17 protein-coding genes are annotated in these 19,928 nt (G+C 62.9%); 14 read left to right on the plus strand and 3 right to left on the minus strand.

What is annotated here, in order from left to right:
- Positions 1-52: 52 nt before the first annotated feature.
- From PVU19_RS02770 to pnp, 4 genes are all read left to right on the plus strand, one after another.
- Positions 53-1,000, plus strand: coding sequence for an NAD(P)-dependent oxidoreductase (locus tag PVU19_RS02770; protein WP_050662968.1), 948 nt, complete (start codon positions 53-55; stop codon positions 998-1,000).
- Positions 1,001-1,102: 102 nt separating this feature from the next.
- The gene (locus PVU19_RS02775) at positions 1,103-2,071 is read left to right on the plus strand and encodes a calcium-binding protein (protein ID WP_268784946.1); all 969 of its coding nucleotides are present in this window, start codon (positions 1,103-1,105) and stop codon (positions 2,069-2,071) included.
- 147 nt (positions 2,072-2,218) lie between these two features.
- A complete protein-coding gene (gene rpsO, locus PVU19_RS02780) occupies positions 2,219-2,488 on the plus strand; it encodes a 30S ribosomal protein S15 (protein ID WP_050662966.1) in 270 nt (89 codons plus the stop codon).
- A gap of 168 nt (positions 2,489-2,656) precedes the next feature.
- Complete coding sequence (gene pnp, locus PVU19_RS02785) at positions 2,657-4,789, plus strand: polyribonucleotide nucleotidyltransferase (protein WP_050662976.1); 2,133 nt, start codon at positions 2,657-2,659, stop codon at positions 4,787-4,789.
- Positions 4,790-4,866: 77 nt separating this feature from the next.
- Here pnp and PVU19_RS02790 read toward each other — a convergent pair whose 3' ends face one another.
- The gene (locus PVU19_RS02790) at positions 4,867-6,051 is read right to left on the minus strand and encodes a M24 family metallopeptidase (RefSeq protein ID WP_050662965.1); all 1,185 of its coding nucleotides are present in this window, start codon (positions 6,049-6,051) and stop codon (positions 4,867-4,869) included.
- Positions 6,052-6,216: 165 nt separating this feature from the next.
- On the opposite strand from PVU19_RS02790, the gene eutB reads away from it, so the two are divergent.
- From eutB to PVU19_RS02840, 10 genes are all read left to right on the plus strand, one after another.
- On the plus strand, positions 6,217-7,218 hold the full coding sequence (eutB, locus tag PVU19_RS02795; RefSeq protein ID WP_050662964.1) for a hydroxyectoine utilization dehydratase EutB: 1,002 nt from the start codon (positions 6,217-6,219) through the stop codon (positions 7,216-7,218).
- Positions 7,208-8,197 carry a cyclodeaminase gene (locus tag PVU19_RS02800; RefSeq protein ID WP_050662963.1) on the plus strand — a complete coding sequence of 330 codons (990 nt, stop codon included), beginning with the start codon at positions 7,208-7,210 and terminating at the stop codon, positions 8,195-8,197. The genes eutB and PVU19_RS02800 overlap by 11 nt, the downstream gene beginning before the upstream one ends.
- Complete coding sequence (locus PVU19_RS02805; protein ID WP_050662962.1) at positions 8,194-8,667, plus strand: Lrp/AsnC family transcriptional regulator; 474 nt, start codon at positions 8,194-8,196, stop codon at positions 8,665-8,667. The genes PVU19_RS02800 and PVU19_RS02805 overlap by 4 nt, the downstream gene beginning before the upstream one ends.
- A gap of 107 nt (positions 8,668-8,774) precedes the next feature.
- On the plus strand, positions 8,775-10,250 hold the full coding sequence (locus tag PVU19_RS02810) for an NAD-dependent succinate-semialdehyde dehydrogenase (RefSeq protein WP_050662961.1): 1,476 nt from the start codon (positions 8,775-8,777) through the stop codon (positions 10,248-10,250).
- A gap of 79 nt (positions 10,251-10,329) precedes the next feature.
- Positions 10,330-11,700, plus strand: a complete 1,371-nt coding sequence (locus PVU19_RS02815; protein WP_050662960.1) for an aspartate aminotransferase family protein — start codon at positions 10,330-10,332, stop codon at positions 11,698-11,700.
- A 228-nt stretch (positions 11,701-11,928) separates the two neighbouring features.
- Entirely contained in the window at positions 11,929-13,032 is a 1,104-nt protein-coding gene (locus tag PVU19_RS02820; RefSeq protein ID WP_050662959.1) for an ABC transporter ATP-binding protein, read from the plus strand.
- Positions 13,033-13,155: 123 nt separating this feature from the next.
- A complete protein-coding gene (locus PVU19_RS02825) occupies positions 13,156-14,271 on the plus strand; it encodes an extracellular solute-binding protein (RefSeq protein WP_050662975.1) in 1,116 nt (371 codons plus the stop codon).
- Positions 14,272-14,375: 104 nt separating this feature from the next.
- Positions 14,376-16,043 (plus strand): ABC transporter permease, encoded by a 1,668-nt coding sequence (locus tag PVU19_RS02830; protein WP_050662958.1) that lies wholly within the window; start codon positions 14,376-14,378, stop codon positions 16,041-16,043.
- Between the two features lie 3 nt (positions 16,044-16,046).
- Complete coding sequence (locus PVU19_RS02835; RefSeq protein WP_420833241.1) at positions 16,047-17,237, plus strand: ABC transporter permease; 1,191 nt, start codon at positions 16,047-16,049, stop codon at positions 17,235-17,237.
- 101 nt (positions 17,238-17,338) lie between these two features.
- Positions 17,339-18,958 carry a GMC family oxidoreductase gene (locus PVU19_RS02840; protein WP_050662956.1) on the plus strand — a complete coding sequence of 540 codons (1,620 nt, stop codon included), beginning with the start codon at positions 17,339-17,341 and terminating at the stop codon, positions 18,956-18,958.
- Here the strand turns inward: PVU19_RS02840 and PVU19_RS02845 are convergent.
- Together PVU19_RS02845 and PVU19_RS02850 are read right to left on the minus strand one after the other, a co-directional pair.
- Positions 18,946-19,563, minus strand: coding sequence for a TetR/AcrR family transcriptional regulator (locus PVU19_RS02845; RefSeq protein WP_050662955.1), 618 nt, complete (start codon positions 19,561-19,563; stop codon positions 18,946-18,948). The two genes, PVU19_RS02840 and PVU19_RS02845, sit on opposite strands and share 13 nt — an antisense overlap.
- 113 nt (positions 19,564-19,676) lie before the next feature.
- On the minus strand, positions 19,677-19,844 hold the full coding sequence (locus PVU19_RS02850; RefSeq protein ID WP_235575823.1) for a hypothetical protein: 168 nt from the start codon (positions 19,842-19,844) through the stop codon (positions 19,677-19,679).
- Positions 19,845-19,928: the final 84 nt, after the last annotated feature.

Here is a 19,928-nt window from a genome sequence, read left to right on the forward strand (position 1 = left end):
AAGGCTGTGCACAGCCGTCTTGAGAGCGGTGCAAGCAACAGGGACATACTCCATGAAAATAGGCTTTATCGGTCTGGGCAATGTCGGTGGCAAACTGTCCGGCAGCCTGCTGCGCAACGGCCACGACCTGACGGTCTATGACCTCAACGGCGATCTGGTGCAGGGCTTTGTCGCGCGCGGTGCCAAACCGGGCGAGAGCCCGGCACAGCTGATGCGCGACAGCGAGGTGGTGATCACCTGCCTGCCGTCGCCCGCCGCCTCGGACGCGGTGATGATGCAGATGCTGCCCGAGGTCGGACCGGGCAAGATCTGGCTGGAGATGTCCACCACCGATGCAGGCGAAATCCGCAGGCTGGCCGAGATGGTCGAGGCGCGTGGCGGGACGGCGGTGGATTGCCCGGTCTCGGGCGGCTGTCACCGGGCCGATACCGGCAATATCGCGATTTTCGCGGGCTGCCCGCGCGAAACCTTCGAGCAAGTTCTGCCGCTCTTGACAACGATGGGGCGGCGGGTGCTCCATACCGGAGAGACCGGCAGCGCCTCGGTGCTCAAGGTGATCACCAATTACCTCGCCACCGCCAACCTGCTGAGTTGCTGCGAGGCGCTGGTGACGGCCAAGGCGGCGGGCATGGATCTCGCGACCGCGTATGAGGCGATCAAGATCAGTTCCGGCACCTCGTTCGTACATGAAACGGAAAGCCAGGTGATCCTCAACGGCAGCCGCGACATTTCCTTCACGATGGATCTGGTGAAGAAGGATATCGGCCTCTTTCAGAAGATCGCCGACGAGGCGGGCGTGCCGCTGGAACTGTCGCCGTTGCTGATCTCGATCTTGGATGACGGCATCGCGCGCTACGGCGAGCGGGAATTGTCGCCCAACATCATTCGGCGGCTGGAAGATGCCACCGGGCTCGATATCCGCGCGCCGGGCTTTCCGGCGCAGATGACCGATGACGAACCCGAAGAGCCGGGCTACGAGGTGCGTCCTGTCGCGCATTAACCATCGAAGGCCAATCCGCTTGCCATAATCTGCGCGCTATAGTCTCCTGTTCGGGGTTTTTGGCGAGTGTGGGTAATGCTGTTTTTTGCCGGATTGTTGGGAATGGTAGCGGTCGGGGCGTCGGCCTTTGTCGGCTTGGATGGTGCGGGCGACGCGGTGTCGCAGGATGACAGCCCGCCCGATGACCCGCCGCCGGAGAATGCCCCTGACCTGCTGGACCAGGTGACGGATGCACCGGATACTCCGGTCTGGCAGGTGATCACCGGGCAGGACGGGGCCGACGAGATCATCGGCACGGACGGGCAGGATCAGATCAGCGGATATCAGGGCGATGACACGATCACGGGCGGGCCCGGGTCCGATGTGCTGCACGGGGCCGAGGGGCGGGACGTGATTTCCGGCGAGGGTGGCGATGATACGCTGCATGGTGGCGACGGCAATGACAGCCTGCTTGGCGGCGATGGCGACGACATCCTTTATGGGCATAATGACGATGACCGGCTCTGGGGCGGTGCAGGCGATGACAGCCTCGTCGGCAGTGCGGGCGATGACACGCTTTCGGGGGGCGCTGGCACGGATGCGCTGCATGGCGATATAGGCAATGATTATCTGATCGGTGATCTGGGGCAGGACACGCTGTTCGGCGGCATCGGGAATGATACGCTGAGCGGTGTCGTGGATGATCCCGACACCGCCTCGCGCGATGACATTGACGGCCGGGACTATCTCAATGGCGGGTCCGGCGATGACGTGATCTTCGCCGGGCAGGGCGATATCGTGAGCACCGGGTCAGGCGCGGACAGCGTGATTCTCGGCGATTGGCTAAGGGCCGGGCATCAGGCGGAAATCCTCGATTTCTCGACCGCCGAGGATGCGTTGCTGGTGGTCTACGATGATGCGGGTGGCGCAGTGCCCGACATCACGTTGAAACCTGATCCCGAGACGGCTGGCACGCAGCATCTTGTGCTCGATGGCAGTGCCGTGGCAGTGATTGCGAATGCGCAAGGGCTGACGCTGGATCATGTCACGCTGTTGCCGCAAAGCGGGTTGGCGGCGCTCATGGGGCTCTGATCCGGGTCGGAGATTCCCGCTTTCAATTTCCACCGAATTCTCCTATACGCGCGTATCCTTCGGGCCCGGCCCAGAGGTATATCTCATGGACCTTGCTGGACGACATCCCGGCTTGCGCCCGAAACCCTGAATGACAAGGAGATCCCGATGTCGATCACTGTTGAAGAAAAGCACCGCCTGATCAAGGAATTCGGCACCAAGGAAGGCGACACCGGTTCGCCCGAAGTGCAGGTTGCCATCCTGACCTCGCGGATCACCACGCTGACCGAACACTTCAAGACCCACAAGAAGGACAACCACGGTCGCCGTGGCCTTTTGATGATGGTCGCGCAGCGTCGTAAGCTTCTCGACTATCTCAAGGGCAAGGAAGAGGCCCGTTACACGGACCTCATCAAGCGCCTCGGCATTCGCCGCTAAGACAAAAGACCGCGCCCCAAACGGGCGCGGTTTTCGTATGATCCGATTGTTCCCCGGTCTGGCTTTGCCGGGAACAGGATGAAGCAAGCAAAGCCGCGGGGCAATGCGGCCCCGGATGCAAATGGGCCCGACGGGATACGCCCGGACCGGCCAGAACCAGGAAACGTGATGTTTAAAGAGACGAAAAAATCGATGCAGTGGGGGGAAGAGACCCTCACATTGGAAACCGGCAAGATCGCCCGTCAGGCCGACGGGTCGGTGATCGCCACACTTGGTGAGACCTCGGTCATGGCGAACGTGACCTTTGCCAAGGAACAGAAGCCGGGAATGGATTTCTTCCCGCTGACCGTTCACTACCAAGAAAAATACTACGCGGCGGGCAAGGTGCCGGGTGGCTTCTTCAAGCGTGAGGCGCGCCCGACCGAGAAAGAGACCCTGACCGCGCGTCTGATCGACCGTCCGATCCGCCCGCTGTTCGTGCCGGGTTTCAAGAACGAAACGCTGGTGATGTGTACCGTGCTCAGCCACGATCTGGTCAATGACCCGGACATCGTCGCGATGATCGCAACCTCCGCCGCGCTGACCATTTCCGGCGCGCCGTTCCGGGGCCCGATCGCAGGCTGCCGCGTTGGCTTCTCGGAGGGGGAATATATCCTCAACCCCGAGATCGACGACATGCACAACCTGCGCAACAACCCCGAGCAGCGTCTCGATCTGGTTGTCGCAGGCACCAAGGACGCCGTGATGATGGTCGAGTCCGAGGCTTATGAGCTGACCGAGGAAGAGATGCTTGGCGCGGTGACCTTCGCGCATGAGCAGATCCAACCGGTCTGTGATCTCATCGTTTCGCTCGCCGAGGATTGCGCCAAGGAGCCGTTCGACTTCACGCCGCCGGATTACTCCGACCTCTACGCCGCCGTCAAAGCGGCAGGCGAAGAACAGATGCGCGCCGCCTTTGCCATTCGCGACAAGCAGGAACGCACCCATGCGATTTCCGCCGCGAAAGACGCGATCAAGGCACAGCTGAGCGAAGAGCAGCTTGAAGACGGCAATCTCGGGTCCGCCATGAAAAAGCTCGAGTCGGTCGTGCTGCGTGGCGATGTCGTCAAGAACGGCAACCGCATCGACGGCCGTCGTCTCGATGAAATCCGCCCGATCGTCTGTGAAACCGGCCTGCTGCCGCGTACCCACGGCTCGGCGCTCTTCACCCGTGGTGAGACGCAGGGCCTCGTGGTCACCACGCTTGGCACCGGCGACGACGAGCAGTTCATCGACGCGCTGCACGGGAATTTCAAATCGAACTTCCTGCTGCACTACAACTTCCCCCCCTATTCGGTGGGCGAAGCCGGGCGCGTGGGCCCTCCGGGCCGTCGTGAAATCGGCCATGGCAAGCTCGCGTGGCGCGCGCTTCAGGCGGTTCTGCCGCCCGCGACCGATTTCCCCTACACCATCCGTCTGGTGTCGGAGATCACGGAATCGAACGGCTCCTCTTCCATGGCTTCGGTCTGTGGTGGGTCGCTGTCGATGATGGATGCGGGCGTGCCGCTCAAGACCTCCGTTGCCGGTGTGGCCATGGGCCTCGTCCTCGAAGAGGATGGCGAATTTGCGATCCTGTCGGATATCCTCGGTGACGAAGATCACCTTGGCGACATGGATTTCAAGGTTGCCGGCACCGCCGAAGGCATCACTTCCTTGCAGATGGACATCAAGGTCGCAGGCATTACGCCCGAGATCATGAAGCAGGCGCTGGAACAGGCGAAAGCCGGGCGCATGCATATCCTGGGCGAGATGGACAAGGCGCTTTCGGGGGCCGCTGATTTCAGCATCCACGCGCCGCGCATCGAGACCATGCAGGTCCCCACCGACAAGATCCGTGAAGTCATCGGGTCGGGCGGCAAGGTGATCCGCGAGATCGTCGAAGTGTCGGGTGCCAAGGTCGACATCAACGACGAGGGCATCATCAAGATCGCATCGCCCAACGGCGAGTCGATCAAGAAGGCCTATGACATGATCTGGTCGATCGTGGCCGAGCCGGAAGAGGGCCAGATCTATGACGGCAAGGTCGTCAAGATCGTCGATTTCGGCGCCTTCGTGAACTTCTTCGGCAAGCGCGACGGGCTGGTGCATGTCAGCCAGATCGAGAACCGCCGCCTGAACCACCCGAGCGACGTGCTCAAGGAAGGTCAGGACGTGAAGGTCAAGCTCTTGGGCTTTGACGATCGCGGCAAGGTCCGCCTGTCGATGAAGATGGTCGATCAGGAAACCGGCGAAGAGATCACCAAGGAAGACGCGGCAGAATAACGCTGTTCACCTTGTGCAAAAAGCAACGCCGCTGCGGATCGCAGCGGCGTTGTTGTTTCCGGGGTCTTCGTTTCGGCTCAGTCCTTGATGAACATCTTGCGCGGGCGGTTGCAGAAGGTTTCCGCCGGGCCGCTGTCCTTGATCAGGATCGACTCGGTGATCTCCAGGCCCCAGTCCGACATCCACAGCCCCGGCATGAAGTGAAACGTCATGCCCGGTTCCAGCACGGTTTCGTCCTCGGCGCGCAGGCTGATCGTGCGCTCGCCCCAGTCGGGCGGATAGCTGAGCCCGATGGGATAGCCGCAGCGCGCGCCGCGCTCTATGCCCGCGCGTTCCAGTGGCGCGGCAAGCGCATTGGCGACGTCGCAGGCACGATTACCCGCCGTTGCCGCCTCAAGCCCGGCCTCCAGCCCCTCGACCAGCGCCTTTTCCGCATCGAGCAGGAATTGCGGCGGCTTGCCGAGGAACAGCGTCCGGCAAAGCGGCGCGTGATAGCGGCGGTAGCAGCCCGAAATTTCGAAGAACGTCGCCTCGCCGGTGGCGAATTCGCGACCGTTCCATGTCAGGTGCGGCGCTGCGGCGTCAGACCCTGAGGGCAGCAGCGGCACGATGGCCGGATAGTCGCCCCATGCGCCTTCAACGCCACGGATCGCGTCGCGAAAGATTTCGGCAACGATTTCGTTCTTGGCAATGCCCGGCTCCACCCGCTCAAAGAGGCCATCGGTGATCTTTTCCGAGATCGCGGCGGCCTTGCGGATGAACGCCAGTTCCTCGTCGGATTTCACGCCGCGCTGCCAGTTCACCATCGCGGTCACGTCGAGGAACGTCGCCTCTGGCAGTTCCTCGCGCAGGGTCTGCATGGCTTTGGCGGAGAAATAGTAGTTGTCCATCTCGACGCCGATCCGCTTGTCCGCCAGCCCCATGCCGGTCAGACGTTCGGCCAGATCCTGCATCGGGTGACGCTCGGTCGATTGCACGTAGTTATCGGCATAGCCGATCACCCGGTCATCGGTCATCCAGACCGTGCGCACGCCGCCATTGGCATCCTGATTGCGGCCCCACCAGATCGGATCGGCATCGGGAAACACCAGCACGCCCTGATGCACATAGAAGGACCAGCCGTCATATCCCGTCAGCCAGTGCTGGTTCGAGGGATCGGTGACGAAAATCGCGTCGAGATCGCGCGCGGCCATCGCGACGCGGGTTTTCTCGAGGCGGCGCTGATATTCCTGGTCGGAGAAGGGAAGGTCTTTTTCGATCATTTCAGGGCCTGTCGGTTAGAGATTTGGCCCGGGTAGGGGTTTTTTAGCCAGGCTGCCCCAAGAAATACGCCACGTAATGTCGTTTTCAGGCCGCGCAATGACGCAGAGTTGACGATAGGCTGCACCGCGCGCAGATTGCGCAGAGGTTTCGAAAAGGAGACAGCGATGCGCCCGGATCTGGCCGATGTTCTTGCTGCGGCACAAGTGATCGCCGGGGTGGCGGATGCCACGCCCCTGGTGCCGTCGCCGCATATGAGTGCGATATGCGGCCACGATTTCCTGCTCAAGCTGGAGAACATGCAGCCCATCGGCGCCTTCAAACTGCGCGGAGCATTGAATGCCGTGGCGGGGGTGCAGGAGGCGGCGGGTGTCACCTGCTGCTCAACCGGCAATCATGGGCGCGGCGTTGCCTATGCGGCGCGCGCACGCGGTATTCGCGCCGTCATCTGCATGTCCGAACTGGTGCCGCAGGCCAAGGTCGACGGCATCCGCGCGCTCGGGGCCGAGGTCTGCATCATCGGGCGCAGCCAGGACGATGCACAGGCCGAGGCCGAGCGGCTGGTGCGCGAAGAGGGGCTGACGGAAATCTCGCCCTTCGACGACCCAAAGGTGATCGCGGGCCAAGGCACCATCGGGCTGGAGATCATGGCGGCCCGGCCCGATCTCGAGGTGCTGCTGGTGCCGCTCTCGGGCGGCGGGCTGGCGGCGGGCGTGGCGATGGCCGCCAAGGCGATCAAGCCATCGATCCGTGTCGTGGGCATCAGCATGGACCGGGGCGCCGCGATGCACGAGAGCCTGCGCGCGGGCCGCCCCGTCGAAGTCGAGGAGGTGGCGAGCCTCGCCGACAGCCTTGGCGGCGGCATCGGCCTGAAAAACCGGCTCAGCTTTCCGATGTGCCGCGATCTGCTGGACGAGGTGGTGCTGGTCACCGAGGACGACATCTACCACGCGATGCAGGTGCTCTATTACGAGGACCGGATCGTGGCGGAAGGGGCCTGCGTCGTGGGCCTCGCGGCGGTGCTAACGGGCAAGGTGAGTGTTGCAGGACCGACCGCCACCATCGTCACCGGCCGCAATCTGGATATGGACATGTTCACCCGGATCATCACCGGGCAGGACGTGGCTCTGGGCGACACCGTGATCGAGGGCAAGCGATATGGCACATGACATTCGGATCGTGACAGAGGCGGAATTGCGCGGCGCTGTGACGCTCGACCTCGATAGCGTGAAGGTGATCGAACAGGCGTTCGGTGCACTGTCGGACGGAGGCGTGGTGATGCCGCCGGTGATGTCGATGGATCTCGCCGAGGCGCATGGCGAGGTCGATGTGAAAACCGCCTACATTCCGGGCTTTGACGGGTTCGCCATCAAGGTCAGCCCCGGGTTTTTCGACAACCCCAAGCTGGGCCTGCCCAGCCTCAACGGGCTGATGATCCTGTTTTCTGCCAAGACCGGGCTGGTCGAGGCGGTGTTTCTCGACAATGGCTACCTCACCGATCTGCGCACCGCGGCGGCGGGGGCGGTCGCCGCGCAGTACCTCGCGCCCGACCTTGTCCACACCGCAGGGGTGATCGGCACCGGCGTGCAGGCCCGGCTTCAGGCGCGGGCGGCCTATCTGGTGCGCAAGTTCGACCGGCTGCTGATCTGGGGCCGCGATGCCGACAAGGCGCGCGCCTGCGCCGAGGATCTGTCCGATCTCAAGTGCGAAATTCGCGTGGTCGAGGCCCCCGCCGATCTGGTGAAAGCAAGCCAGTTGGTGATCACCACCACACCCGCCAAGGAACCGGTGATCAAGGCCGAGTGGCTGCATCCCGAATTGCACATCACCGCCATGGGGTCGGATCAGGCGGGCAAGAACGAGATCGACCCAAAGGCACTGGTGCAGGCCGATCTCTACGTCGCCGACCGCGCCCCGCAGGCGCAATCGCTGGGCGAATTGCGCGCCGCGCTCGAGGCGGGCCTCTGGGCCGAGGATAGTCCGGTCGAACTGGGCGACGTGATCCGGGGTCGCGCGCGCGGGCGGCGCAACGCGTCCGAGGTGACGATCTGCGACCTCACCGGCACCGGCGTGCAGGACACGGCGATTGCCACGCATGTCATGGCGCGCCTTACTGGTCGCGACGTGGGCACGGTGATCCATACATGAGGCTCGACGCGCGCGACCTGGAAATTCTGCGGGTCCTGGCCGATGAGGGGCGCATCACCAAGGCGCAACTGGCCACCCGCGTCGGTCTGTCGGCAAGCCCCTGCTGGGAGCGGCTGAAACGGCTGGAAGAGGCCGGGCTGATCGAAGGCTATCACGCGCGCATCAGCCTCAAGAAGCTGGGGCCGCATGTGACGGTCTTCGTGGCGGTCGAACTGGCGGACCACACGCCTGCCAGTTTTCGCGCCTTCGAGGACAGCGTGCAGCATTACGGCGAGGTGACGGCCTGCTGGGCGCTGGGCGGCGGGTTCGATTACCTGATGCAGATCGTGACCCGCGACATCGACGCCTATCAGCGGCTGATCGACCAGATGCTGGAGGCCCGGATCGGTCTCGCGCGCTATTTCACCTATATCGTGACCAAACCGGTGAAATCACCGCGCCTGCCACCGTTGGACATGTTTTTCGAATGATTCTCTGGAAATTCGCGCCCTAAGCAGAAGAATATTCTGCAAGCGGCATTCAGTTCAGCCCCACCCTCTGCGCACGCAGTATATTTTTCTGCGCAAAGGAGGGCCTCATGTCTGATTCAGCGATCTGGACCCGTAACGGGATAACCGACACGCGCCTTGTGCGCAACTTTGCCTATCTGGGCGGCAAATGGGTGGCCGGCGAGGATGGTGAGACCATCGCCGTGCGCAACCCCGCAGACGGGGTGGCGCTTGGCGATGTGGCCAGCCTCAGCGCCGATCAGGCGCGGCTGGCGGTGGACGCCGCGCAAGATGCGTTTGACGATTGGGCGATGACCCTGCCGCAGGACCGCTCGGCCATCCTGCGCCGCTGGTTCGACCTGATGATCGAGCACCGCGAAGATCTGGCGCGGATCATGGTTCTGGAACAGGGCAAGCCCCTGTCGGAGGCGCGCGGCGAGATCGACTATGCCGCAAGTTTCGTCGAATATTACGCCGAGGAATCCAAGCGCCCGAATATCGAGGGCGTGACCAGCCACCTGCCCGATGCCGAGGTCGAATTGTGGCTGGAACCGGTGGGCGTGGCCGCCCTTATCACCCCGTGGAACTTCCCCGCCGCGATGCTGACGCGCAAGGCGGCGGCGGCGATGGCGGCGGGCTGCACCGTGGTGGCGCATCCCTCTGGCGAGACGCCTTATTCCGCGCTGGCGCTGGCCGAACTGGCCGAGCGCGCAGGCATCCCGGCGGGCGTGTTCAACGTGGTCACGGGCCGCGCCGCAACGGTGGTGGAACCCTGGACGAGTGACACCCGCGTGCGCGCGCTCAGCTTTACCGGTTCGACCAATATCGGGCAGTTGCTCTATCGCCAATGCGCAGGGACCGTGAAGAAACTGGTCATGGAACTGGGCGGTCATGCCCCGGTGATCGTGTTCAAGAATGCCGATCTTGAAAGCTCGGTCGAGGAATCGATCAAGGCCAAATTCGCCACCTCCGGTCAGGATTGTCTGGGCGCGAACCGCATCTACGTGGAGCGCGCGATCTATGACGAGTTCTGCCGCCGCTTCACCGAAGAGACGCAGAAACTGACCCTCGGGCGCGGCATGGACGACCCCGATCTCGGCCCGCTGATGAACGAAAAGGCGGTGCAGAAGCAGGAAGAGCACGTGGCCGATGCGCTCAAGCACGGGGCGAAACTGGCCTGCGGCGGGCAGCGCGACGGTCTTGGTCCGCTGTTCTATCAGCCCACGGTGCTGACCGATGTGCCCGATAGCGCCGCGATCATGTGCGACGAGACCTTTGGCCCGGTGGCCGCGATCACGCCATTCGACACCGAAGACGAGGTCGTGCGCCGCGCCAATGCGACCGAGTTCGGCCTGATCGCCTATCTGCACAGCCATGACCCGCGCCGCATCTACCGGATGACGCGGGCGCTGCAATTCGGCATGGTGGCGGTGAACCGCACCAAGGTCACCGGCGCGCCCATTCCCTTTGGCGGCGTGAAGCAATCGGGGCTGGGCCGTGAAGGGGCAAGGCGCGGCATGGAGGAATTTATGGAGATCAAGTATGTCTGCCGCGATTGGGCGTGAGCAGACGAAATCTTGAAAAGATTTCGGCCCGGAATTTTTTGAAAATTCCGGTGCCCCAGAACAAGCGAAAGGAAAAACCATGCTGCGCAATGACCAACTCGATCAATGGGATCGCGAAAATTTCTTCCACCCCTCGACGCATCTCGCGCAATTCGCGCGCGGCGAGGCCCCGAACCGGATCATCACCGGCGGCAGCGGCTGTCATATCGAGGACCGCGAGGGCAACAAGCTGCTGGATGCCTTTGCCGGGCTATATTGCGTGAACGTCGGCTACGGCCGTCAGGACATCGCCGATGCGATCGCCGATCAGGCCCGCGAACTGGCCTATTACCACGCCTATGTCGGCCACGGCACCGAGGCGTCGATCACGCTCGCCAAGATGATCCTCGACCGCGCGCCGGATCACATGTCCAAGGTCTATTTCGGCCTCTCGGGCAGTGACGCCAACGAGACCAACATCAAGCTGATCTGGTACTACAACAACATCCTCGGCCGCCCCGAGAAGAAGAAGATCATCTCGCGCTGGCGCGGCTATCACGGCTCTGGCCTGATGACCGGCTCGCTTACGGGGCTGCATCTCTTTCACCAGAAATTCGACCTGCCGCTCGCGCAGGTGCTCCACACCGAGGCCCCGTATTACTATCGCCGCGACGATGTGAACATGACCGAGGAGCAGTTCGTCGCCCATTGCGCGGCGGAACTGGAGGGGCTGATCGCGCGCGAGGGGGCCGACACCATTGCCGCCTTCATCGGCGAGCCGGTTCTGGGCACCGGCGGCATCGTGCCGCCGCCTGCCGGGTATTGGGAGGCAATCCAGCCGATTCTGGAAAAAAACGATATCCTGCTCATCGCCGACGAGGTCGTCACCGGCTTTGGCCGTCTCGGCACGATGTTCGGCTCCGAGCATTACGGGCTCAAGCCTGACCTCATCACCATCGCCAAGGGACTGACCTCGGCCTATGCACCGCTCTCGGGCAGCATTGTAAGCGACAATATGTGGAAGGTGCTGGAACAGGGCACCGACGAGAATGGCCCCATCGGCCACGGCTGGACCTATTCGGCGCATCCCATCGGGGCGGCGGCGGGGGTGGCCAACCTCAAACTGCTGGATGATCTGGATCTCATCACCAACAATCGCGAGGTGGGCGGCTATCTCAACAAGACCATGGCCGAGGCGCTCGGGCATCACCCGAACGTGGGCGAGGTGCGGGGCGAAGGCATGCTGTGTGCTGTCGAGTTCGTAAAGGACCGCGACAGCCGCACCTTCTTTGATGCCGCCGACAAGGTGGGGCCACAGATTTCCGCCGCGCTCGCCGCAGATCACGTCATCGCACGGGCCATGCCGCAGGGTGATATCCTCGGATTCGCCCCGCCGTTCTGCCTGACGAGGGCCGAGGCCGACGAGGTCGTGGAAAAGACCGCCAAGGCCGTCAAAACCGTCCTCGGATAATAAACAATTCGCGCCGCCGGGCCGTCAGGGATCACTCTGACGGCCCTTTTTCTTGCGGTAAAGCGAAGGACATTCGACTGAATCTGATGATCTTGCAGTCAATTTGACCTGTGATGCCGGGAATCTTGCAAAAAGGGTCGCTGTTCACTTGCATCACTGGAAATTTGGCGTTTTAGTCTGTTCCGAACGTGGAAAAATTCACGACGCATAAACAACAGGGAGCCTACGTTGGCTGATACCGGAAACAACGACGCGTTCGTTGCGTTTGAACGCGTGCAGAAAAGCTACGACGGCGAAACGCTCGTCGTGAAAGACCTCAACCTCTCGATGCCCAAGGGCGAGTTTCTGACAATGCTCGGGCCGTCAGGCTCCGGCAAGACGACCTGCCTGATGATGCTCGCGGGGTTCGAGACAGCCACCCATGGCGAGATCAAGCTCGATGGGGTCAGCATCAACAACATCCCGCCGCACAAGCGCGGCATCGGCATGGTTTTTCAGAACTATGCCCTGTTCCCCCACATGACCATCGCCGAGAATCTCAGCTTTCCGCTCGAGGTGCGCAAGATCGGCAAGTCGGATCGCGAGGCCAAGGTCAAACGCGCGCTGGAAATGGTCGAGATGGGTGATTTCGGCGGGCGCCGCCCGGCGCAACTCTCGGGCGGTCAGCAGCAGCGCGTCGCTCTGGCGCGGGCGCTGGTGTTCGAGCCGGAGCTGGTGCTGATGGACGAGCCGCTCGGCGCCCTCGACAAGCAGCTGCGCGAGAAGATGCAGTTCGAGATCACGCATCTCGCGCATGAGCTGGGGATCACCACGGTTTATGTGACCCACGACCAGACCGAGGCGCTGACCATGTCTGACCGGGTCGCGGTGTTCAACGATGGCAAAATTCAGCAACTGGCACCGCCGGACGAGCTTTATGAGAGTCCGCAAAACAGTTTCGTCGCGCAGTTCATCGGTGAGAACAACACCCTCGAAGGCACGGTGAAAGAGATCAAGAACGGCCTTGCGCTTGTCCAGCTCGACGATGGCGGGCTGATCGACGCCAAGCCGGTGAACGTGGAAAAACCCGGCGACCGCACGCTGATCTCGATCCGCCCCGAGCGGGTGGAGTTCAACCGCGAACGCCTTAGCCCCGATGCCCATACGCTCAAGGCCGAGGTGGTCGAGTTCATCTATATGGGCGACATCTTCCGCACGCGCCTGCGGGTGGCGGGCACGGATGAGTTCATCATCAAGACACGCAACGCCCCCGACCAACGCCGCCTGCAACCGGGCGAGCAGATCGAGATCGGCTGGCTGCCCGACGATTGCCGCGCGCTCGACGCGACATAAGTCATCAGGAATATTCGCGTCGGCGCGTGCCGCCGATGCGGGTTGAGAGAGGCCCCGGATGTTTCTACCCGTGACTCGGAGCCCATTCACCAAAAACGGGACCAAAAAACTGGGAGTATGTTCATGAAACTCACTAAAACCCTGCTTGCGACGACGGCTCTGACCGTTGCAGCCGGCGCATCTGCAACCGCACAGGACATGGCCGACAGCATGACGCTCGTGTCCTGGGGCGGTGCCTATCAGGAAAGCCAGCAGAAAGCCTATGTCGAACCCTATCTCGCCGACAATCCCGGCGTGAGCGCGACCTGGGACGAAAGCTCTGCCGAGGCCGTGGCCAAGCTGCGCGCCATGAACGAGGCGGGCAACGTGACCTGGGACCTGGTCGACGTGGTGGCCTCCGACGCGATGCGCCTGTGTGACGAAGGCCTCGCCATGGAGCTCGATCACGACGAGGTTCTGGCAGCGGCGCCCGACGGCACTGAGGCCAGCGACGACTTCGGCGACCTGATCGTCAGCGATTGCTTCGTGCCGCAGATCGTCTATTCGACCACCTTTGGCTATCGCACCGACATGGTGCCCGAAGGCGTCGATGCGCCCGACAGCGTCTGCGACGTGTTCGACCTGGAAACCTATCCGGGCAAGCGCGCGCTGCAAAAGCGCCCCATCGACAACATGGAATGGGCGCTCTTCTGCGACGGCGTGGCCAAGGACGAGCTCTATGACGTTCTGGGCACCGACGAGGGCGTGGACCGCGCGCTTGCCAAGCTCGACACGATCAAGGATCAGGTCGTGTGGTGGTCGGCTGGTGCGGAAACCCCGCAGCTTCTGGCCGATGGCGAAGTCTTCATGGGCTCGACCTACAACGGACGTCTGTTCTCGGCCATCGCCGAGCAGGATCAGCCGATCGGCATGATGTGGGACATGCAGTCCTTCGATCTCGACGGCTGGATCGTTCCCGCCGGTCTGCCCGAAGATCGTCTGGCGCGCGTCATGGACTTCCTGAAGTTCGCGACCGACACGCAGCGTCTGGCTGATCAGGCGGCTTACATCTCGTACGGTCCGGCGCGCGACTCGTCCGCACCGCTGGTGGGCAAGCATGCGGAACTGGGCATCGACATGGCCCCGCATATGCCGACCGATCCGGCCAACGCGACCAACGTCCACATCTACGACTACGAGTGGTGGGCGGATAACCGCGACGATCTGGACGCCAAGTTCCAGGCGTGGCTGGCGCAATAAGCGCGGCGATACGATCCGGAGGGGGCCCGCGTGGCCCCCTCCACACCTGACCACCGGGCACAAGACCCAGGGTTCAATAACCAAATTTGTCCGACGGGGATGACATGAGCGATACCACCGACACCGGCCCGGTGCTTGCCGCAGACGGCACACCGCTAAAGCGCAGCCTGAGACGCGCCTTGCGCGCGCAGAAGATACGGGCGCTCGCATTGATCGCGCCGCTGCTGATCTTCGTGCTGGTCGCGTTCATCGCCCCCATCGCGGACATGCTGTTCCGTTCGGTCGAGAACCAGATCGTCGGCAATACAGTGCCCATGACGGTCGAGGAGCTGCGCGACTGGGACGGCAAAGAGGTGCCGGATGAGCAAGTCTTTCGCGCCATGTTCTTTGATCTGTTCCTCGCTTCCGAGGCCAAGGAGCACACCAAGCTTGGCAGCCGCCTGAACTACGAGGAAAGCGGCGTGTCGTCGCTCTTCCGTACGACGGGCCGCGACGTGGACGATATGGGCGAGGTCTTTCAGGACGCGCTCGAAGAGATCAGCCCCGAGTTTGAAGAGGCACAGGTCTGGTATGACATGATGTCGGGCGGCGATGGGGCCGAGGGCAACACGCGTCTGATGTCAAACCAGATCGGCCGAATCGAGCAACTCGAATCCGATAACTATCGGGGCGATGCGGGCTTTGTCCCTGGTGCCGCGATTTCCGACATTCTGCCCAACACCGCGCGGGCCTATGCCGCCTTTGCCGCCTTCACCCATTTCGTGGACGAAGATGTCGTCGCAGAGGAAGAGCCGTGGGAGGCGGTCTATGCCGCACTCGCGCTGGATCTCGAAGATCCCGGAACGGCTGCGGCATTGGCGACCTATGACGGCCCCGGTGCGGACCTGCTGCGCCAAGCCGCTGCGGCCGACCTTCCGCAGGTCGATATGAAATCGGCGTTCATCGAGTCCAACAAGGACTGGAATCGCGTCGGATACTGGGAGGTGATCCACACCTATTCGCCGCCCTACACGACCGGCTATTTCCTCAATGCCGTGGACATGGAAAAGACCACCGAGGGCATCGCCCTGCGCGATGAGGACGAGCGCATCTACGGCATCCTCTTCAAGCGCACGATGTTCATGTCGATGGTCATCACGTTCAGCTGCATTGCGCTGGGATATCCGATTGCGTGGATTCTCGCGAACTTACCCGCGCGCACCGCGAACCTGTTGATGATCCTTGTGCTGCTGCCCTTCTGGACCTCACTTCTGGTGCGCACGAGCGCGTGGAAGATCATGCTCCAGCAACAGGGGGTGATCAACGACACGCTGGTCTGGCTGGGCCTTGTCGCGGATGAAAGTCGTCTGGTGATGATCAACAACCAGTTCGGCACCATCGTGGCGATGACGCATATCCTGCTGCCCTTCATGATCCTGCCGATGTATTCGGTGATGCAGACCATTCCGCCCAGCTACCTGCGCGCGGCCAAGTCGCTGGGGGCCACCAACTGGACGGCGTTCTGGCGGGTCTATTTCCCGCAATCGGTGCCGGGCATCGGCGCGGGGTCGATCCTCGTCTTCATCCTCGCCATCGGCTATTACATCACGCCCGAGATCGTCGGCGGCACCACCGGCACGTTCATCTCGAACCGGATCGCCTATCACATCTCCTCGTCCCTGAACTGGGGTCTGGCGGCGGCACTCGGATCGATCCTGCTCGCGGTCGTTCTGGTCCTCTACTGGGCCTATGACAAGATTGTCGGCATCGACAACGTGAAGCTGGGGGGCTGAGCCATGAGCGCTATGACACTCACACCGATCGAGAAAAAACCGCTCTCCTTCGCGCTGCCGGTCATCGGTGCGGCGGGCGGCTTTGCCGGGCTTTTCGTGGGCACCGCGCATGGTTCCGGCCTGCTGGGGATCGCGATTGGGGCCCTCGCGCTGATGGCGCTCGGCTTTGTCGCCCTGCAGATCCTCGGGCTCGGCATGGAAAAGCCTGTCCGCTGGGGCATCATCGCCCTCTTTACCGCCGTTGGCGTCATGGTGGCGGGCGTGCCGGGCTTCGTGCTCGGCGTTCTGTTCGGCTGGTTCTTTTCTTGGTTCATCTACTGGATCGGCGAGGGGCGGTATCGCGCCAATCTTGCCCCCTACCTGACGAGTGGACAGGTGCTGTGGCATTATTCCTTCCGCGTGCTCTGTGGTGCGATCTTCATCTTCCTGATCACGCCCATTCTCGTGGTCATGCCGCTCAGCTTCAACGCCCAGAACTTCTTTACCTTCACGCCCGAAATGCTGCGCTTTGACCCGGCGGGATACAGCCTCAAGCATTACGAGGATTTCTTCACCTCGAGCGGCTGGCAACAGGCGCTCCGCAATTCGCTGGCCATCGCGCCGGTGGCGACGCTCCTGTCGGTCAGCTTTGGCACGCTTGCCGCGATTGGCCTGAGTTCCGAGCACGTGCCGTTCCGCCGGGCGATCATGGCGATCCTGATCTCTCCGATGATCGTGCCGCTGATCATCTCGGCGGCGGGGATGTATTTCTTCTACAGCCGGATCGGCCTTCAGGGCACTTATTTCGGCGTGGTGCTGGCGCATGCCGCCTTGGGCATTCCTTTCGTGATCATCACCGTGACGGCCACTCTGGTCGGCTTTGACCGCTCGCTCACCCGCGCGGCGGCCAACATGGGCGCGGACCCGGTGACGACGTTCTTCCGGGTGCAGATGCCGCTCATCCTGCCCGGCGTGATCTCGGGTGGCCTTTTCGCCTTCATCACCTCGTTTGACGAGGTTGTGGTGGTGCTCTTCGTCGGCTCGGCCAATCAGCAGACCCTGCCGTGGAGGATGTTCACCGGCCTGCGCGAACAGATCAGCCCGACCATTCTGGCGGTGGCAACGATCCTTGTGGCGATTTCCATTGTCCTTTTGGCGACGCTCGAAATGCTGCGCCGCCGGTCCGAGCGTCTGCGCGGGATGAGCCCCGGTTAAAGACCCCGATACCAAACAGCGAAGGCCCGGCGCATGACGTTGCGTCGGGCTTTTGCGTTCCCGGGCATTCGGCATAGGCTCCGCCGCAGGAGGAAGGGCAGATGCGCTATGATTACATCATCGTCGGCGGCGGCTCTGCCGGATGCGTTCTTGCGGCACGGCTGAGCGAAGACCCGTCAGTCACGGTGTGCCTGATCGAGGCGGGCGGTTCTGGCCGCGACATCCTGATACGCGCCCCCGCGCTCGTGGCGGCGATGGTGTCGGGGCGACCCAAGCTCAACAACTGGGCGCTGAAAACGGTGCCGCAACCTGGCCTCAACGGGCGGCGCGGCTATCAGCCGCGCGGCCGCGCGCTTGGCGGATCGAGCGCGATCAACGCCATGCTCTATGTGCGCGGTCATGCGCGCGACTATGACGAATGGGCTGATCTAGGCTGTGACGGCTGGGACTGGCAGAGCGTGCTGCCGTGGTTCCGCCGGGCCGAGCGTAACGCGCGCCTGTCGGACGATCTGCACGGGCAGCACGGCCCGTTGCAGGTGGCGGACCAGGACGCCCCTCGCGCCGTTTCCGAGGCGTTTATCGCCGCCTGTGAAAGCCTGCAAATCCCCCGCAACGCCGATTTCAACGGTGCCCGGCAGGAGGGCGCGGGTCTCTTTCAGGTGACGCAATATTTCGAAGGCCCCCAACGCGGTGAGCGGTGTTCAGCCGCGGCGGCCTATCTCTTTCCCGCACTCGGGCGCACAAACCTGACCGTGATCCGCAATGCCACGGCCGAGCGCGTGCTTCTCGACGGCAAGCGCGCCACCGGCCTGCGCTATCGCCGCAAGGGCCGCGTGCAAGAGGTGCAGGCCACGCGCGACGTGATCCTCAGCAGCGGCGCGTTCGGCTCGCCGCATCTGTTGAAGCTCTCAGGGATCGGCCCGTCGGACGAATTGCAGGCCCATGGCATCACGCCGCGCCATGATCTGCCCGGCGTGGGTGAGAACCTTCAGGATCATCTCGACTACACCCTGCTGGAACGCTCTCACAGTGACGACGTGATAAGCCTCGATCCCAGGGGGCTGTGGCGGATGGCGCGGGCGGGACTGACTTGGCGCAAGACGGGGCAGGGCCATTTCACCACCCCCTATGGCGAGGCGGGGGCGTTCCTGCGCTCAAAGCCGGACCTCGACCGGCCCGACCTGCAATTGCATTTCGTGATCGGCGTGGTCGATGACCACATGCGCAAGCTGCATTTTCGGCCCGGCTATTCCTGCCATGTCTGCGTGCTGCGCCCCCATAGCCGGGGCCGCGTGACGCTAGGCTCGGCGCGTGCAGGCGATGCGCCGCTGATCGACCCCGCCTTCCTCAGCGACCCCCGCGACCTCGACCTGCTCAAGCAGGGTGCCCGGCGGGTGGACGAGATCCTGGGCGCTCCGCCGTTTGACGCATGGCGCAAGCGTCGGCTCTATCCCCATGACGGCAGCGATAGTGCGCTGGAGGCCGACATTCGCGCCCGCGCCGATACGATCTATCACCCGGTGGGCACCTGCGCGATGGGGCGGGGCGATATGGCGGTGGTCGATGGCGAGGGTCGCGTGCATGGCATCGAGGGGCTGCGCGTAGTGGATGCCTCGATCATGCCGCGCCTGATCGGTGGCAACACCAATGCGCCCACTGTCATGATCGCGGAAAAGATCGCCGGGGACATGACCGGGCGCGGCCCGGATCAGACCCGGTAACGCGCGAGGAACATCTCGACCGCCCCATTCACCACGCGCTCGATATCGCCCTCGGTGACCTCGCCGCACATGCCGCAGAGCGAACGTATGAAGAGATCCCCCTTGCACAGCTCACCGAACTGGTTGGCGGCCAGATCCATGTCCTCGATCCGCAACACGCCCGCTTCGACATAGGGGGTCAGAACCATGCTCATGCGCTCGCGCACCAGCGCCGGGCCGGAGGCGTAAAACCGCTTGCCAAGTTCCGGGAACCGATGCGCCTCGGCTACGCAGATGCGGAAAACCTGCTGGCCGAAATCCGACAGGAAGAAGTTCACGATCCGGCTTGCGGCTTCGTGCAGCACATGCTCGATCGCAGCACCCTTGCCGATCACTTCCAGCGCCTCTTCGGCCTGCCGGTTGCATTCGACCCGCGCCACCTCGGAAAATAGCAGACGCTTGTCGGGGAAATAGCTGTAGAGCGTTGCCTTCGAGACCTGCGCCTCGCGCGCGATCTCGTCGACGCTCGCGCCTTCGAACCCGTCACGCATGAAAATGCGCCGCGCCCCTTCGAGCACCTGATCGAACTTGCGTCCTTTTTTGATTTCCGCGGCCGGTGCCGACATTAAACCCCTCCAGACAGGTCTGGACAGTGTAGTCGGGCCGGGCGGATATCCGCAAGCACATCTGCGTGCGCGGCGGGGGGGTGCGGGCCGCTGGGTCAGCGGCCCGGCAGAATTTACTTGGAAATCCCGCCCTGATCCTTGGTGACCGGCTGCGGTGCGGGGTCGGGATAGGTGAGGGTCGGCGTCAGGCTGCCCGCGTCGATGCTAAAGGCCAGCACCGGCGACGCGGCGAGAGAGACGGCAAGCACAAACGCGGTCAGGATCGGTTTCATCGTGTTCATGGTCAACTCCATAACTGAACTAATCTGTTCACTTTATATCTAAACAGATCAGTTCAGAAATCAAGAGTAAAGTGAACCATTCAG

The sequence above is a fragment of the Roseovarius tolerans genome, assembly GCF_028885395.1.
GTDB lineage: Bacteria > Pseudomonadota > Alphaproteobacteria > Rhodobacterales > Rhodobacteraceae > Roseovarius > Roseovarius tolerans.

What these genes read in the sequence shown, in the direction of transcription:
- PVU19_RS02815 (WP_050662960.1), top strand. Translation starts at nt 10,330, where the DNA reads ATGCTGCGCAATGACCAACTCGATCAATGGGATCGCGAAAATTTCTTC.
- pnp (WP_050662976.1), top strand. Translation starts at nt 2,657, where the DNA reads ATGTTTAAAGAGACGAAAAAATCGATGCAGTGGGGGGAAGAGACCCTC.
- PVU19_RS02800 (WP_050662963.1), top strand. Translation starts at nt 7,208, where the DNA reads ATGGCACATGACATTCGGATCGTGACAGAGGCGGAATTGCGCGGCGCT.
- PVU19_RS02775 (WP_268784946.1), top strand. Translation starts at nt 1,103, where the DNA reads ATGGTAGCGGTCGGGGCGTCGGCCTTTGTCGGCTTGGATGGTGCGGGC.
- PVU19_RS02770 (WP_050662968.1), top strand. Translation starts at nt 53, where the DNA reads ATGAAAATAGGCTTTATCGGTCTGGGCAATGTCGGTGGCAAACTGTCC.
- PVU19_RS02825 (WP_050662975.1), top strand. Translation starts at nt 13,156, where the DNA reads ATGAAACTCACTAAAACCCTGCTTGCGACGACGGCTCTGACCGTTGCA.
- PVU19_RS02790 (WP_050662965.1), bottom strand. Translation starts at nt 6,051, where the DNA reads ATGATCGAAAAAGACCTTCCCTTCTCCGACCAGGAATATCAGCGCCGC.
- PVU19_RS02850 (WP_235575823.1), bottom strand. Translation starts at nt 19,844, where the DNA reads ATGAACACGATGAAACCGATCCTGACCGCGTTTGTGCTTGCCGTCTCT.
- rpsO (WP_050662966.1), top strand. Translation starts at nt 2,219, where the DNA reads ATGTCGATCACTGTTGAAGAAAAGCACCGCCTGATCAAGGAATTCGGC.
- eutB (WP_050662964.1), top strand. Translation starts at nt 6,217, where the DNA reads ATGCGCCCGGATCTGGCCGATGTTCTTGCTGCGGCACAAGTGATCGCC.
- PVU19_RS02810 (WP_050662961.1), top strand. Translation starts at nt 8,775, where the DNA reads ATGTCTGATTCAGCGATCTGGACCCGTAACGGGATAACCGACACGCGC.
- PVU19_RS02830 (WP_050662958.1), top strand. Translation starts at nt 14,376, where the DNA reads ATGAGCGATACCACCGACACCGGCCCGGTGCTTGCCGCAGACGGCACA.
- PVU19_RS02845 (WP_050662955.1), bottom strand. Translation starts at nt 19,563, where the DNA reads ATGTCGGCACCGGCCGCGGAAATCAAAAAAGGACGCAAGTTCGATCAG.
- PVU19_RS02805 (WP_050662962.1), top strand. Translation starts at nt 8,194, where the DNA reads ATGAGGCTCGACGCGCGCGACCTGGAAATTCTGCGGGTCCTGGCCGAT.
- PVU19_RS02840 (WP_050662956.1), top strand. Translation starts at nt 17,339, where the DNA reads ATGCGCTATGATTACATCATCGTCGGCGGCGGCTCTGCCGGATGCGTT.
- PVU19_RS02835 (WP_420833241.1), top strand. Translation starts at nt 16,047, where the DNA reads ATGAGCGCTATGACACTCACACCGATCGAGAAAAAACCGCTCTCCTTC.